At 63.3% G+C, this 15,634-nt stretch carries 11 protein-coding genes; 7 read left to right on the top strand and 4 right to left on the bottom strand.

The window, feature by feature from the left end:
• Positions 1-118 precede the first annotated feature (118 nt).
• Positions 119-2,596: a glycoside hydrolase family 9 protein gene (locus OQE62_RS12030; RefSeq protein WP_265722287.1), complete on the top strand. Its 2,478-nt coding sequence runs from the start codon at positions 119-121 to the stop codon at positions 2,594-2,596.
• A gap of 555 nt (positions 2,597-3,151) precedes the next feature.
• A complete protein-coding gene (locus tag OQE62_RS12025; RefSeq protein WP_265722286.1) occupies positions 3,152-4,468 on the top strand; it encodes an MgtC/SapB family protein in 1,317 nt (438 codons plus the stop codon).
• A 52-nt stretch (positions 4,469-4,520) separates the two neighbouring features.
• Here OQE62_RS12025 and OQE62_RS12020 read toward each other — a convergent pair whose 3' ends face one another.
• Positions 4,521-6,200 (bottom strand): NAD-dependent malic enzyme, encoded by a 1,680-nt coding sequence (locus tag OQE62_RS12020; protein WP_265722285.1) that lies wholly within the window; start codon positions 6,198-6,200, stop codon positions 4,521-4,523.
• A gap of 334 nt (positions 6,201-6,534) precedes the next feature.
• On the opposite strand from OQE62_RS12020, the gene OQE62_RS12015 reads away from it, so the two are divergent.
• From OQE62_RS12015 to OQE62_RS12005, 3 genes are all read left to right on the top strand, one after another.
• A complete protein-coding gene (locus tag OQE62_RS12015; RefSeq protein WP_265722284.1) occupies positions 6,535-7,353 on the top strand; it encodes a poly(ethylene terephthalate) hydrolase family protein in 819 nt (272 codons plus the stop codon).
• A 233-nt stretch (positions 7,354-7,586) separates the two neighbouring features.
• Positions 7,587-8,651, top strand: a complete 1,065-nt coding sequence (locus tag OQE62_RS12010; protein WP_265722283.1) for an AraC family transcriptional regulator — start codon at positions 7,587-7,589, stop codon at positions 8,649-8,651.
• Positions 8,648-9,421, top strand: coding sequence for a lipase secretion chaperone (locus OQE62_RS12005; RefSeq protein WP_265722282.1), 774 nt, complete (start codon positions 8,648-8,650; stop codon positions 9,419-9,421). Before OQE62_RS12010 ends, OQE62_RS12005 begins: the two co-directional genes overlap by 4 nt.
• Here the strand turns inward: OQE62_RS12005 and lnt are convergent.
• From lnt to OQE62_RS11990, 3 genes are all read right to left on the bottom strand, one after another.
• Positions 9,363-10,934, bottom strand: coding sequence for an apolipoprotein N-acyltransferase (lnt, locus tag OQE62_RS12000; RefSeq protein ID WP_265722281.1), 1,572 nt, complete (start codon positions 10,932-10,934; stop codon positions 9,363-9,365). The genes OQE62_RS12005 and lnt overlap by 59 nt on opposite strands.
• Positions 10,931-11,476, bottom strand: coding sequence for a hypothetical protein (locus tag OQE62_RS11995; RefSeq protein WP_265722280.1), 546 nt, complete (start codon positions 11,474-11,476; stop codon positions 10,931-10,933). The genes lnt and OQE62_RS11995 overlap by 4 nt, the downstream gene beginning before the upstream one ends.
• A 138-nt stretch (positions 11,477-11,614) precedes the next feature.
• Positions 11,615-12,721: a cation diffusion facilitator family transporter gene (locus OQE62_RS11990; protein WP_265722279.1), complete on the bottom strand. Its 1,107-nt coding sequence runs from the start codon at positions 12,719-12,721 to the stop codon at positions 11,615-11,617.
• 322 nt (positions 12,722-13,043) lie between these two features.
• On the opposite strand from OQE62_RS11990, the gene OQE62_RS11985 reads away from it, so the two are divergent.
• Both OQE62_RS11985 and OQE62_RS11980 read left to right on the top strand, forming a co-directional pair.
• Entirely contained in the window at positions 13,044-14,072 is a 1,029-nt protein-coding gene (locus OQE62_RS11985; RefSeq protein WP_265722278.1) for an AraC family transcriptional regulator, read from the top strand.
• The gene (locus tag OQE62_RS11980) at positions 14,072-15,559 is read left to right on the top strand and encodes a phospholipase D family protein (protein WP_265722277.1); all 1,488 of its coding nucleotides are present in this window, start codon (positions 14,072-14,074) and stop codon (positions 15,557-15,559) included. The genes OQE62_RS11985 and OQE62_RS11980 overlap by 1 nt, the downstream gene beginning before the upstream one ends.
• Positions 15,560-15,634: the final 75 nt, after the last annotated feature.

Genomic DNA, 15,634 nt, shown 5'->3' with positions numbered 1-15,634 from the left:
AATCGCTACCCGCAAAGCGTAGCTTCTGGGTAAAAGAATCCCCCTGCGCGCAAAATCGGACGACAGCACCGGATGCCCGGGCTAGAAAAGCGGAAAAACCGATAACGAGGCATGTCCGATGAGAGTTGTGCTCCCGCTCGCCCTGCTTTTTCTTACCGCCACCCCCGCCGCCGAGGACCTGCGCCTGAATGACAAGGGCTACTTCTCCAAGCCCGGCTTGGATGTCACGGTATTCGCAGATATCTACCCGGACGGCCACCAGACCGGCGTTACCGTCATCCAGCACGGCGTGCGCACCGCCGCCAGCGGCGACCTGCGGCTGGAGGCCTCGCCCGGGCAGTGGTCGCCGGTACCCAAGGGGGTCGGCGAGGCGGAGATCGACCGCGACCACCAGCGTATCGCCCAGACACTGGCCTACCCGGACGAAAGCAAGAACCGCAAGGGCTTCAACCCGATTGAGTACCCGGCGCTGGAATTCGGCTACCGGGTAGAAGTGGAGGCGCTGGAGGGCGACAGCTTCCGGATCAGCGTCGACCTGGAGGAACCGCTGCCGGACGAATGGATCGGCAAGGTCGGTTTCAACTTCGAGCTGTTTCCCGGCGAGCTCTTCGGCAAATCCTATCGCATGGACGACGAAGCCGGCATCTTCCCGGTGCAGCCCAACGGCCCCCCGGTCGAGCGCAACGGCGAGTGGGTCACCGCACCGCTGGCGCGGGGTGAATCCCTGCTGGTGGCGCCGGAAGCGGAACTGCAGCGCATGCGCATCCGCCGCGTCAGAGGCGGCGAACTGGAACTCCGGGACGGCCGCGGCAACCACAACAACGGCTGGTTTATCGTCCGCGCCCAGGTGCCCGCCGGCGCTACCGACAACGCCATCGAGTGGATCGTCGAACCGCACACGGAGGAAGGCTGGCAGTACCAGCCGGTGATCCAGGTGTCCCAGCTCGGCTATGCAACCGGCCAGGAAAAAGTGGCCGTGATCGAACAGGACAGCCGCGATACCGACGCCGATCCGGTGGAACTGCTCCGGCTGGGCAAAGACGGCACCGAGGTCGCCCGGCGCGGCGAGCCGCAACACTGGGGCGAATTCCTCCGCTACCACTACCTGCAGTTCGATTTCTCCGATATCCGCGAACCGGGCATGTACCAGCTCCGCTACCGCGGGCAGACATCCCGCCCCTTCCGCATCGGCGACGATGTCTTCGCCCGCCACGCCTGGCAGCCGACGCTGGAATACTACCTGCCGGTGCAGATGTGCCATATGCGCGTGAACGAAAAATACCGCGTCTGGCACGACAAGTGCCACCACGACGATGCCCTGATGTCGCCGGTCAACCACAACCATATCGACGGCTATGTTTCCGGCCCCTCAACCCTCACCGATTTCGAGCCCGGCCAGCCGGTGCCCGGCCTCAACCGCGGCGGCTGGCACGACGCCGGCGACTACGACCTGCGGGTGGAATCCCAGATCGGCACCGTGTGGCGGCTGTCGATGATGGTGGAGGAATTCGGGCTCGACTACGACGCCACCACCATCGACCAGGAAAAACAGCAGGTAGAGATTCACCGCCCGGACGGCCGCAACGACGCCCTGCAGCAGATCGAGCACGGGCTGCTGTCGATACTGGGCGGCTATCGCTCGATGGGCCGCCTCTACCGCGGCATCATCGTGCCCTCCATCCGCCAGTATGTGATGCTCGGCGACGCCTCGGCCCAGACCGACAACCGCGTGCAGGCGCGGGACACCGCCACACCCGACGGCGTGCCCGCCGAGGCGCCACCGGAATCCGACGACCGCTGGGTATTCACCGAGGAAAACCCCGAGCGGGAACTGCAGGTGGTGGCGGGCCTCGCGGCCGCTGCGCGGGTTCTGCGCGACCAGAGGCCGGAACTGGCAGGCGAATCCCTGGCCGCCGCGGAGGAACTATTCAGCCGCGCCTTCGACAACACGGACGATACCGCGGTGCGGGCCTTCGCGCTGGCGGAACTGATCCTGGCCACCGACGACCGCGGCTACAAAAAGCAACTGGTGGCCATGCGCAACGCGCTGATAGAGGACATCGACGATACCGCCTGGGCCATCGGCCGCGCCCTGCCCCGCATCGACGACCGGGCATTCGTGCAGGCCATCGACGACGCTGTCGTAGGGCAGCAGCGGCGCGTGCGCCAGCAGGCGCAGGCCACCCCCTACGGCGTGCCCTACGAGCCGCATATCTGGGGCGCCGGCTGGGGCATCCAGGATTTCGGCGTCAAACAGTACTTCGTGCACAAGAGCTGGCCACAGATCGCCGACCGGGAGATCTACCTGAACGCCCTCAACTTCGTGCTCGGCGTACACCCGGGCAAGAACACCAAGTCCTTCGCCTCCGGCGTGGGGTCCGACTCGGCGCTGGTGGCCTACGGCGTCAACCGCGCCGACTGGTCCTATATCCCCGGCGGCGTGATTTCCGGCACGGCACTGATCCGCCCGGACCTGCCGGAACTGAAGACCTGGCCCTTCTTTTGGCAACAGACCGAATATGTGATGGGCGGCGGCGCCACTAACTACATGTTCCTGGCGCTGGCCGCAGACGCGCTGGCGCGCAAAGGCGGCTAATCCGGACCGGGACCCGGCGTAGGGCGCGCCGTGCGCCCCGGGCGGTCAATGACGGAAAGAATATCGAGGCCGGATGTGAAGACCCTGCTGCCGGGGACTGGTACGAGCCTTGATGGAACCCGGCTGGCTGGTCCACACCGAATGCTGCCGACTGAGCTCCCCTCTCCCACCGGGAGAGAGCTGTGAAGGAGCCCGGTGGTTTTTCGGCCCCGGTTGTTGGACTTCGCGGAGTTCGCTCCAACCTGCGCTAGTAAAAGACATTGGGGCCGGGCCGTCCCCTCTCCCTAACCCTCTCCCCAGGGAGAGGGGACTGGTATGGGGCTAAAGAAAACTCAACGGGTCGGCCTTCCCCCGCTGGCTCCGGCATAGCTCCCCTCTCCCACAGGGAGAGGGCGGCGGAAAGGCCCGGTGGCTTCCACGGCTCCGGTGTTGGACATCGCGGCGCTCCTTTACCCATCCTACAGGGAGGGCCGATCTAACCCCGGGGCCGCCCCAGCTGCCATCTTTCACTAGACTGACTGTAATAAACGGTATACGCATTCAGAAAGCGAAAGCATGGCGGAAGAGAAGAAGCCCCTACCCGGCCAGGATGCCATCCCCGATCCCCTGCAGGCCTTTATCGATTCCGAGAGCCTTGTCGCTTTCAGCATCGCCCTGGGGCTGGGCCTGCTGATCGGCCTGCAGCGGGAGCGCACCACCGATCGGCTCGGCGGCATCCGCACCTTTCCGCTGATCGGGCTCTTCGGTGCCCTGTCCGCCCATATCGCCCGGATTCACGACTCGGTGTGGATGCTCCCCGCCGGCCTTGTCTGCATGACGGTGCTGATACTGCTCGGCAACCTGGGACGGCTGCGCGGCGACGAGGAGAGCACCGGCATCACCACCGAAGTCACGGCCCTGCTGATGTACCTGCTGGGCGCCTACCTGATCCTCGGCGAGATGACGGTGGCCGTCGCAGTGGGCGGTACCATCGCGGTGTTACTGCACCTGAAACCCCGCATGCACGAGTTTGCCAATCGCCTGCCGGAGCGGGATCTGCGCTCCATCATGCAATTCGCGCTGATCTCCCTGATCATCCTGCCGGTGCTGCCGAACCGCACCTTCGGCCCCTACGATGTCCTCAATCCGTTCAAAATCTGGCTGCTGGTGGTGCTGATCGTGGGCATCGGACTCGGCGGCTACGGCGCCTACAAGCTGATCGGCGCACGCGCCGGCACCCTGTTGAGCGGCCTGATCGGCGGGCTCATCTCCTCCACCGCCACCACCGTCAGCTACGCGCGCCGGGCGAAAAGCGAAGCCGGCATTACCAAACTGGCGGCGCTGGTAATCCTGATCGCCTCCACCAGCATGTTTATCCGCATGTTCGTGGAAATCGCGGTAGTGGCACCGAAGATGCTGGTACAACTGATACCACCGCTGTTGGCCCTACTGCTGGTGAGCCTGGTGGTCTGCGCCCTCGGCTATCGCTACGTGGGTCAGCAGGAAAACGAGATGCCGGAACAGAGCAACCCGGCGGAGCTGACCCCGGCACTGATCTTCGGCGCCCTCTACGCACTGGTAATACTCGCCATCGCCGCCGCCAAGGAGTATTTCGGCCATCGCGGTATCTATGTGGTGGCACTGATTTCCGGCTTTACCGATGTGGACGCCATCACCCTGTCCACCGCCAACCTCGCGGGCGCCGGCCAGATCGAAACCGGTACCGCCTGGCGGGCGATGGTGATTGCGGCGCAGGCGAATATGGTTTTCAAAGCGGGAGTCGCGGGCATGCTCGGGGGACTGGCGTTGTTCAAGCGGGTGCTATTGCTTTTCGGGGTGCCGTTTGTGGCCGGCTTGTTCGTGTTGTTCTTCTGGCCCGATGGGGCCTTGTAAGGGCGAACATTTTGTTCGCCCGGTTCGCTGTTCCCTGCGGCTCAACGAAACATCAGAACGCCCGCCGCCGATACTTGCGATAATTCGCCGTCCAGAAATTCCGCTCGATAGACCTCTCGAGCTTTTCCTCATCCACCACCGGCGACACGCCGTCTTCCTGCGCCTGCTTGCCCACGGCCAGGGCGATGTTCTTGCTCAGGTTGCGGATTTCCGACAGCGGTGGCAGCAGGGCGCCCTCGCCCTGTTTCACGACCGGTGCGTTTTCCGCCAGGGCATTGGAGGCGGCCATCAGCATATTGTCGGTGACGCGGTTGGCGCCGGCGGCGATTACGCCGAGACCCACGCCGGGGAAAATGTAGACGTTGTTGCACTGGGCGATGGCATGGCTCTTGCCCTCCAGTTCCACCGGCGCGAAGGGACTGCCGGTGGCCACCAGGGCTTCGCCCCCGGTCCAGGCCAGTACTTCCTGGGGCGTGGCTTCGGCGCGGGAGGTGGGATTGGACAGCGGCATCACCAGCGGCTTTTTGCAGCCTTTGTGCAGGGCCTCGATAACCTCCTGTGTGAACAGGCCGCCCTGGCCGGATACACCGATCATGACGCTCGGCTTTACGTTCTGTACCAGTTGCAGCAGGTCCCAGTCGGCGACACCGTCGAAGTTTGCCGGGTCCTGGGCCAGGCGTGCCTGGAAGTCGTGCAGGCCCTTCATGTCGGCCGTCACCAGGCCGTAGCGGTCGAACATGTAGATCCGCTCGCGGGCTTCCGCCTCGCTCAGCCCTTCGCCCACCATCGCTTTCACCACCTGTTCGGCGATGCCGCAACCGGCGGAACCGGCGCCCACCAGCAGTACCTTCTGCTCGCAGAGCTTTTCCCCGCGCGCCTTGCTGGCGGCGAGGATGGTCCCCAGGGCCACGGAGGCGGTGCCCTGGATATCGTCGTTGAAACAGCAGAGTTCGTCGCGGTAGCGCTCCAGAAGCGGCATGGCATTGGTCTGGGCAAAGTCCTCGAACTGCACCAGCACCTTCGGCCAGCGGCGTTTTACCGCGGCGATGAATTCGGCCACGAACTCGTCGTACTCCTCCTGGGAAATACGCTCGTGGCGCCAGCCCATATACATGGGGTCGTTCAGCAGTGTGCGGTTGTTGGTGCCCACGTCCAGGGTGACCGGCAGCGTATAGGCCGGGCTGATACCGCCGCAGGCGGTGTAGAGGGACAGCTTGCCGATGGGAATGCCCATACCGCCGATGCCCTGGTCGCCGAGGCCGAGGATGCGCTCGCCGTCGGTCACCACGATCACCTTGACGTTCTCCTTGGTGGCGCTGCGCAGGATATCGTCCATGTGTTCGCGGTCCGGATAGGACACGAACAGGCCGCGGTGGTTGCGGTAGATATTGGAGAATTCCTCACAGGCGTCGCCCACCGTGGGTGTGTAGATGATCGGCAGCATCTCCTCGATATGCTGTTCGATCAGGCGGAAGAACAGCGTCTCGTTGTCGTCCTGGATGGCGCGCAGATAGATGTGACGCTCCAGGTCGGAGCGGCACTGCTTGTACTGGTGGTAGGCGCGGCGCACCTGCTCCCTGATGGTCTCGACATTGTTGGGCAGCAGGCCGACCAGGTTGAACTCGATGCGCTCTTTCAGAGTAAAGGCGCTGCCCTTGTTGAGCAGTGGCATTTCCAGCAATGAGGGGCCGGCGTGGGGAATATAGAGGGGGCGTTTCTGTTTGTCAGTCATGGTTCCGCATTATCCAAACCGCTTGGGATAGCCCGCCGAAGCGCATCCAGTATTGTTCTTCATACCGCTCCGGCGGAGGCCGGAAGCCTAGCGGCTGCGCATCGGGATAACAAGGCCCCGCAATTGCGAAGGGGTTCACTGTTCCGGCGCGCCAACCATCCAGGTGTCACCGACGCCGCGATCCACGACAACCCGAGCGACCAGACACCCGGGTATCGGGGCTCTGCCGTCATAGTCCGGGGGCGCGCCCCTTCCCTAGAATTCTTGACGCTCTGTTCGGTATTTGCGCAGTTGCCGGTGATGAGAGTCAACCAACGATCGACAAGGATAAAAAATGAAACTGCAAAACCTGAAAGCAACAGCCCGGCTGTCCAGAATCGCCGGCCTCCTGGCCGGTACGCTTTTCGCTGCCAATGCCCTCGGGGCCGATCCCGGCGGCGATGTGCTGGCCCCCTACGGGGAAGAAGGTCCCTACACCACCACCAGCCATTCCGGCGGTTTCTCCTGCACCATCTACCGCCCCTACAGCCTCGATGATAACCATCCGGTGATCGTCTGGGGCAACGGCACCGGTAGCTCTCCCTCCACCTACGGCGGCGGCCTGGAGCACTGGGCCTCCTGGGGCTTTGTGGTGGCCGCCGCCAACACTTCCAACGCCGGCTCCGGCGAGGAGATGCTGGGCTGCCTGGGCTACCTGCAGGACAGTAGTTTTGCCGGCCAACTGGACTTCTCCAACGTGGGGGCGTCCGGCCATTCCCAGGGCGGCGGCGGCACCATCATGGCAGCCCGGGACAGCCGCATCACCGCCACCGCACCGGTGCAGCCTTATATTCTGGGCCTGGGCCACGACACCACCTCGCAGTACCAGCAGTCCGCCCCCATGCTGCTGCTTTCCGGCTCTACCGATACCCTGGCGGGACCCACGCTGAACCAGGCGCCGGTTTTCAGGCGCGTGGATGTACCGGTTTTCTGGGCCACGCTCAACGGCGCCGGCCACTTTGAGCCCGTGAGCGACCTGGGCGATTTCCGCGGTATCTCCACCGCCTGGTGGCTGTACCAGCTCGAAGGCGATGCCGAAGCGGCAGCACTCTTCACCGGCGCCTGCGAAGCCTGTGACCTGAGTGGTTGGGACGTGGAACGCAAGGGGCTCTGATCGGGGCGCCAATCGGGACACCGGGGAGGCCAGCCTCCCCGGCTCTGTGTCATCTCGCCGCCCTTGCCGGCGAACGGTTTTCGTACCAATCAGAGTGCAACACCAATATCCTGAAAGTGAACCCCGACGCACTGACAAGCCGATCGCGCAGCGCTAACCTTGTCCCCGGGAAAACGGCCCGGGGCGAGGTACTCATACCTCCCCGACACAACAATAATGCGTGGGAGTTTGAGATGGATCTGGACACCGCGATCGTTCCCCTCCACCGGCACCCGCTGGGTTTTCTGGAGGCCTTCTGCAGCCTGGGCGCCCGCCAGGCATCGCTGCTGCAGGGCACCGGCCTGAGCCCGGCGCTGTTCGAGATGCAGCGGGCGTACATCAGCTATCGCCAGTTCCAGCGGCTGCTTTACAACGGCATCCGCCTGTTGCCGCAACCCGGCCTCGGGCTGGCGGTGGGAATGCGCTTCGACTGGTCTTTCTGGGGGCCGGTGGGCTTTGCGGTCTACTGCAGCCCCAGCCTCAAGCACGCGGGCGAGGCATTCCGCCGCTATATGGTAACGGCCCAGCCCTACTTCGCATTCCACGCCGCCCGGCCCAACACCTACCTGGATGCGGACGAGCGCGTGGTGGAACCCATCGACTACACCACCGGCAGCGACGAAGACCCGGAATTGCGCAACTTTATCCGCGAATGGCGTCTCGCGGTTACCCTGCGCATCTGGGACCTGTGCGGCAACAAATCGGTGACGGATCCGTCCATACATGTGCGACTCGCCACTCCGGCCCCGGCAGACACCGGCCCTTTCGAAGGCCTGCCCTGCGACAACCTGACTTTCGACAGTGACGAATCCAGTATCTCCGCCCACACGGACTACGTTTTCCGGCGATTCCGGCCGCTGCGCAAGCGCACCTTCGAACAGATTCTCTCCGTATGCGAACGCGAACTTGCCCGAACTCCCGCAGGGGTCACCTTCAGCGACCGGGTGCGCTGGCATATCCGCGCCTATTTCCGGCCGGCGCTGGACCTGAACGGTATCGCCGGACAACTGCAGATGACACCCCGCAGCCTGAGCCGGCGGTTGGCCCGCGAGGGCCACAGCTTCCGGCGCCTGCTGTACGAAGTGCGCCTGGAAATCGCCTGCCACCACCTGCGCCAGTCCCGCCTGGCGGTGGAGGATGTGGCGCAGCTCACCGGGTTTTCCTGCGCCTCCAGCCTGCGCCGCGCGGTCAAGGGCTGGACCGGCGTCACCATCGGCCAGATGCGCGCCGCTTCCAAGCGGATTGAGGAGGTATCGTGACCCTCCCCACTCCCCTTCGCCGGCTGCTGCCGGCGATCCTGTTGCTACTGGCGGCGGCCGGCGCCATCCGGCTGCTGGCGCCCGACGACCATCGCCCCGCCATCGAGCCCGCGTCTGCGCCCGCCCCTATGCCAGCGGCCGCCAAACGGCCTTCCACTCCGCCCCCTTCCACCGCCGAGGAGCGGGCAGCGTCGGAAGGCGATACTGCCATCGCCCCGGAAACCGCCGAATCCCCACTGCCGCAGGCCCCCTTTTCGCTGGAGCAGATCGCCGCGGCCCTGAGCCGGCTCGATATCGACGACAACGGCGAACTTCAATTGAACGCCGATGCCCGGGAGATACTCGAGGCCGCCTTTGTCCGCCCGGAACGCCCCCTGAGTGTCGAACAACTATCGGAACTCCGGGCCCTGATCCGCGCCGGCCTGCCGGGCTCCGCCGGGCAACGGGCGGCGACCGTCGCCGAACGCTACTACCACTACAGCAACGCGCTCCGCGATGTCCGCGGCAACTTTGAATACCTCGGCAACCTGCCGGATCTGGAACAGGGCTTCAGCCAACTGAGCCAATTGCGACGGGACCACCTGGGGAAAGAATTGGCCGCAGACCTGTTCGACAGGGAAGAGAAACTGCAGCGCTACACCCTGGAAAGCATGCGCATCCAGTCAGCCCGGAATCTGTCCGCAAAAGAAAAGCGCGCGCTTCAGGCCGCGCTCAGGGAAAAGTATTTCCCGGAAGAGGCCGCGGCCGCTCCAGCGGCAGAAAGGCCCTGAACAGGGCCGCCAACAGCAGCAGGTAGAGGGCGCGGAGCAGCAACCGCGGGTGGCGGGTAAAAAAGCTGTCGCTCTCTCCACCGGCGACAGCCGCCGGCAGCGGCACATCCAGCCAATAGCCCGCTTCCTCCCCGAACTCCGACTGCAACAACCGGCGGCCGCTGGGCAGTATCACCGCCGAGGGACCGTTGTTGATGGCATGCAACAGCGGTCGGCGGTTTTCCACCGCCCGCAGCACCGAGGCATTCAGGTGCTGGAAGGGCTGGCGACTGTCGCCGAACCAGGCGTTGTTGGACAGGATCACCAACAGCTCCCGCGCCCTGCCGCCGCGGGCAGCGTCGGCCACCAGGCGCGGAAACATTGCCTCGTAACAGATCAGCGGCAGCAGCGTCGCGTCGCCGAGGGCAAAGCGGGCCGGCCCCGGGCCCGGGGACACCGGGCTGAAGAAATCCCCCAGCCAGTGCCGCGCCCGCCGCTGAGCACCGGGAAAACTGTCCAGCAGTGGCAGATACTCCCCGAAAGCCACCCGCCGTCTCTTGCGATAGCGACCCCGTTCCGCGCCGGCGGCATCCAGCAGCACCGCGCTGTTGTAGTGTCGACGATTGTCCCAGGCCATCCCCTGCAGCAGCAGTGCCGCGTCCATGTCGTCGGCGGCCCGCCTCAGGGAGGCCGCCACCCGGCGCGAGTCGAAATAGCGATCGAACCCCGCTTCCGGCCACACCACCAGTTCGGCGCCCGCACGCACCAGCGGGCGGCTCAGTGCCAGGGCGCGGGGATAGCTGCTGGTGTGCCCCGGTTGCGGCACTCGCTCCAGCGCTGCCGGCCCGTTTTCCTGTACAAAACCCAGCCGCTTCTGCGGCCAGTCCCCGATCCTCTGGTCCCAGCCATTGAGCGCCAGGGTGCCGTAACCCAGCCAGGCCAGTGGCAGCAGCGCGGCACACCAACCGATCCTATCGCGCCACGGGTCCACCCCGCTTGCAAGCCAGCGATACAGCAACAGGTTCACCAGCGCCAGCACCAGATCCAGCCCGTAGACACCAGTCAGGGATACGCCCTGTAAGGCGACCAGGAAGGCACTCTGGCTCTCCCCCAGTTGCGCCTGGAACAGCATCGGGAAGTGGGCGAAAAAAATGGCAGCCAGCGGCGGAAACAGCAGCAATTCCGACCAGCCACTGCGCCGCTGCAACCAGCGGAAACAGAAGAGTAACAGCGCCGGCAATTGCGCGCTGTAAAGCCAGAACACCAGAGATAGAGCGATGGTGGCGGGCAGGCCCGGCGACCACAGTTCCCGGATAAAGGTCACTATCCACCCGGCGCCGGTGCCATAGAGCGCCAGGCCGCAGACCAGCCCGAGAAAGTAACAGTGCGCCGGCGAGGCGCCGCGCGCCGCCAGCAGCAGCGGCACGAATCCGACCCAGCTCAACAGGAAAAGCGAAGCCTCGTTATAGGGCAGCGCCAGCAGCAGGCCGGAAACCGCAGCCAGTACCAACCCCGTGAACCGGCCGACAGTCATCGCCTGCCCTCTTCGGACAGCAGGGCCTGCCGCATGGCGTTGTCACCGCGGAACAGCGACGCGGCGATATCGCTGCCGAAATAGCGGCGCTGCAGCTCCTGCCGCGCCGACAGATCCGCGGCGCCGGTCAATTCCGCCACGGCGACGCGATAACCCAGATAGCGAAGCCACAGTTGCGCCAGTTCACTACCGGCCGAATCACCCAGCCCCCGCCGCAGCAGAAAGCGGGCGCGCCGGCGCTCCGCCATGGTCAACGGTTGCCTCACTCCGCGGCTGCCAATATCCAGCGCCGCCAGAGTGCGATCGTCGACCAGCAGCGCGCCACTGTCGGCCACGGGAGCGCGCTCGATCAACTGATCCAGCGCCGGCCACAGTGGCGGGTTGGCGGGGCCTCGCCATTCGGGGAGATGGATTGTCCCCGTTTCGCCGCGGTTGTATTCGGGAGCCTCGACAACAGAAAAAAGCGCCGCCAGCAGGACCATCGCGGTCAGCGCCAGCGGCGCAACAAGCGAGCGTATCGGCGGTAATCCCCTGTGGCTCACACGGCGCTCCGTCAATTATCACGGATCGATGCTACCACTGCCGCGCCGCTACAGGCTGTTACCCCAGCGGCAATCCCACCGCCTTTCTGGTTGTTCGTGTGTGCTTCTTCAATTTCTCTCTTTATAGGCGCCGAACAACTACAGGGTTTCCGGTCGGTCGAGACTCGATTCGGAGGCAATGCCCTCCACTTCCACCGTCAGGTGAAATACCTGCGGGCAGCGCGCCTTCAACTCCGCCTCCAATTCGTCGATCACCCGCTCGGTGCGCTCCAGCGTCGCCTGGATCACGGCGCGGGTCCCGGCGTATTCGCGCACCTTGTCCGTGCGGCGGCCCTCCGGCACCCGATCCAGCAGGGCCCGCTCGTGGGCATCGATCCGTGCGCGCATATCGCCAATCAGCCGCTCTTCACGCAGCTCTACCTCCGCCACAATCACCGTGTGGGTCTCGTCGACGATGATGGAACGAAGATCGTGAAACTGCTCTATCTCCGGGTGGGCATTGCAGATACTGGCGAAAGCGCGCTCGGCAACCCGGTCGCGGATACTGGTCAGGAAACGCATATTGATCATGCCGAGAAAAATCGCCGCCACACCCAGCATCGCGGCAATAATGACCGAAAAGCCGATATCCCACAGCCTGTTGCCGGTGATCTGGGTCATGGTGATGCCCGTCGCCGCCAGTATCACGCCAGTCACCGCGATGGAGTCCTCCAGCAGTACCGCCAGCAGTGTGGGGTCGTCGGATTCGCGCAGGTAGCGAAACGGGTTGCGGACACCGGCCCCGCGCATACGTGTGAAAAACTCCTTTCCCGCTACCAACAGCACATAACCCTCCAGTACCAGTGCAATCGCCAGCACCACTGCCGAAATCCAGATGGACGCGATATCCAGCCCCAGGATGGAAAGCGATACCGGTCGCTCGACCGTGTGCAACTGGTGGTACGCGTGCCAGGCGTGAGCCAGGCCGAGGCCGCAACCAATGGAGAACAACCCGATGGCACTCCACAGATTCCAGAGATACTTCTTCTGGCCGTGGCCAAACGCATAAGTCTGGTCCACCGGTTGCCCGCCGCGACGGAGGCCGATCAGCAGGAATACCTGGTTCAGGGTATCCATCAGGCTGTGTACAGCCTCGTTCGTCATCGCAGCCGAATGCGTTGCCAGTGCCGCCAGCGCCTTCAATACCGTAATGATTGCATTGACGAGGATGGCGGAAATTACCGCCTTCCTGGATCCCTGGGCCATATTGGCTCCCTAACCGTTGCGAACTCTTGAAACAAATATTGCCAGTGGAGCATAGCGCGAAGTAAATCAACATTTCAGATGTCTTTCCGCAGGTACCGCTGCAGCGCAAACAGGAGGCGCTGGCTCAACCTGTCACCGATACAGATGCGCTGGCCCCCCAACCAATTTTCCGCCCACGGAATCCCCCAGTAGCACTCCAAAATAGTTAAAAATTTTCCATTTTCTGTAATCGAGGCAGACTTTTCCACCGCAAATCAGCGCTTATACGTATTACCACCGAGAAACCATACCGTTGGCCGATCGCTCGCCTATCATTGGAGTAATGACCGCTTTTATCAGCACAAGCTCCCTGATCGGCTACCGCGACCTGGTCACCCGGCTGCACGGTGACGCGGAAACACTACTGCGGGATCACGGGATCTATCCGCAGGATGTCGCGGCCACCGAGGGTCTGATTCCCCTGCGCAGGTTTATGCACCTGCTGGAGGACAGCGCTCACGATCTGGATTGCGATGACTTTGGTCTGCGCCTTTCCGAATATCAGGACCTTTCCATTCTCGGCCCCCTGGCGATAATGGCTGCCAACCAGAGTACCGCCAGAAGCGGAGTGCAGAAAATCATCGACTGTATTTACCAGTTTTCTTCCGGGATCAACATGCGACTGTCCGAAAGCGGATCGCCCAGGATGGCACAACTGAACTTCAGCTGGGCCCCCAGCCTACCCGCGCCCCGTCACTCATCTGAACTGGCCATGGCGGTACTGAAGAATATCATCGAGCTTCTCTGCGGGCCGGACGTTGCGCCGGCATCAGTGTATCTGGAGTACGACTCCCCGTTACCTGAAGATCGCTATCGGAGCTATTTTGACGCCCCCGTTCACCTCAGCTGCCATTCCAACACACTGGTATTTGAAGCCCGGCAACTGGAGCGCGATATCGACAGAAAAAGCCCTGTGTTGAACGAAGTCACGGCGCAGTTCGTACGGGATACCATTACCGACATCCCCGACCTGGTAACACGTGTTGAAGCCCTGACCGCCAGCCTGCTACCAACTCTGGACTGTTCGCTCAAGCTGGTGGCGGCACAGCTGGGAATGCATCCGCGAACGCTACAGCGGAGACTCTCTGCAGAACAACAACCATTTGAAAAGCTGATGGACAGGGTGCGGCGGGAAAAGGCGAACAGGTATCTCGCAGTACCGGACATGCCGATTTCCGTTGTGGCCGGACTCTCGGGTTACTCCGACCAGAGCTCATTCAATCGCGCCTGCCGACGCTGGTTTGATGCGACACCAATGGGCCGCCGGCACCAACTTTCCGAGACAACCGAAAACTCATCCTCCATCAAATAATGACAGCACCTGACGCCCCATCATCAAACACCCTGCCCCCAGACCCGGGTTCCCGCCTGACCCGTGCCATCGACCGAGAGGTTCGCAATCGCGCCCCGGACCAGTCCGGCTGCCACCTGTTGAGCGAGGGACTTTCGGCTTTCGCGACACGAGTGATGCTGATACGGGAGGCCAGCATTTCCCTCGATCTCCAATACTATATCTATAGTGGCGATACCTCCGGCCGCATCATCACCGGGCTGCTTTTGGTGGCGGCCGACCGTGGCGTGCGTGTACGGCTGCTGGTGGACGACCTGGGCACCCGTATCGTCAATCCCCGCCTGCTGGCCCTGGATCATCACCCCAATATAGAAGTACGGGTTTTCAACCCGGTGGAGGGGCACGGTAGAATGCGACGCGGTGTCGCTCAGGCATTGGACCTGGGCCGCATCAATCATCGTATGCACAACAAACTGATGGTTGCCGACGGCGTGGCTGCAGTCACCGGTGGACGCAATATTGCCGACGGATATTTCTCAAGCTCCAGGGGACAGTTCCTCGATGTGGATGTACTCGCCGTCGGCGCGCTGGTCGGCGATGCCTCCGCCATCTTCGACGACTACTGGAACAGCACTGCCTCAGTGCCGGCCCCGGAATTGCTGATCGCTGACAGAGACAGGTACTCGCTCGGAGATTTGCGCACCCACGTTTGTAAATATCTATCCGGCAGCCACGGATCCGAGCTCAGCCGTGCAGCGGAAAAATCCACTTTCTCAGAAGAACTTACCAACGGCCGCATTCCATTTGAATGGGGCAGCGCCAGGCTCTTCGCCGATCCCCCGCAAAAAGCGACAGATCCCGATAGCGTCCCGATCGAGGAATACCCCGGCTACCAGTTGGAACAGATCATCCGGCGGTCCCGTCGGCGACTGCAGATCAGCAACCCCTATCTGATCCCGGGAGAGGATGGCGTAAGACTGTTCACCGGGTTGCTGGAGCGGGGTGTACAGGTGGAGATCCTCACCAACGGCCTCGCCACCAACGATGTGGCGGCGGTCCACGGAGCCTACTCGCGGTACCGTAAACCGTTACTGCGCGCCGGTGTGCAACTGTGGGAGCTGCGGCCGGTGGCGCAACAGAAACAGCGAAAGCACTGGTTCAGGGGCGAATCCCAGGCCAGCCTGCACGCGAAGACCTTCGTACTGGATAAAGACCGGGGTTTTGTCGGTTCCATCAATCTGGACAGCCGCTCTACCATCCGGAATACCGAGATAGGCCTGTTGATCGACAGTCCGGCAATCAACCGGCAACTGCATGGGCTGTTTCAGGCCTGGGTGGCTCCGGAATCCGCTTGGCGCCTGGCGCTCCGGCAAAAAGACCGGATTCGCTGGTATGCCTCAGGTGACGGAGGCGGAACCACCGTGGATGAAAAGGAACCGAAAACCAGCACCTGGCAACGATTTCTGGCCCGGGCCCTGTCCTGGCTGCCGATCGAATCGCAGATCTGAATACTTCGGCTGTGCTTCTTTGCGACCGGGCTAGCCCGGATATTTCACCAAACGTGTTAAAGTTAAAGTGAATCG

It is taken from the genome of Microbulbifer halophilus (assembly GCF_026183675.1).
GTDB classification, from domain to species: Bacteria; Pseudomonadota; Gammaproteobacteria; order Pseudomonadales; family Cellvibrionaceae; genus Microbulbifer; species Microbulbifer halophilus.
Note: the sequence above shows the minus strand (reverse complement) of the source record. Positions and strands in the feature narration are given on the sequence as shown.

Coding starts and splice junctions, on each gene's coding strand:
- OQE62_RS12030 (WP_265722287.1), top strand. CDS start 119: ATGAGAGTTGTGCTCCCGCTCGCCCTGCTTTTTCTTACCGCCACCCCC.
- OQE62_RS12025 (WP_265722286.1), top strand. CDS start 3,152: ATGGCGGAAGAGAAGAAGCCCCTACCCGGCCAGGATGCCATCCCCGAT.
- OQE62_RS12020 (WP_265722285.1), bottom strand. CDS start 6,200: ATGACTGACAAACAGAAACGCCCCCTCTATATTCCCCACGCCGGCCCC.
- OQE62_RS12015 (WP_265722284.1), top strand. CDS start 6,535: ATGAAACTGCAAAACCTGAAAGCAACAGCCCGGCTGTCCAGAATCGCC.
- OQE62_RS12010 (WP_265722283.1), top strand. CDS start 7,587: ATGGATCTGGACACCGCGATCGTTCCCCTCCACCGGCACCCGCTGGGT.
- lnt (WP_265722281.1), bottom strand. CDS start 10,934: ATGACTGTCGGCCGGTTCACGGGGTTGGTACTGGCTGCGGTTTCCGGC.
- OQE62_RS11990 (WP_265722279.1), bottom strand. CDS start 12,721: ATGGCCCAGGGATCCAGGAAGGCGGTAATTTCCGCCATCCTCGTCAAT.
- OQE62_RS11985 (WP_265722278.1), top strand. CDS start 13,044: ATGACCGCTTTTATCAGCACAAGCTCCCTGATCGGCTACCGCGACCTG.
- OQE62_RS11980 (WP_265722277.1), top strand. CDS start 14,072: ATGACAGCACCTGACGCCCCATCATCAAACACCCTGCCCCCAGACCCG.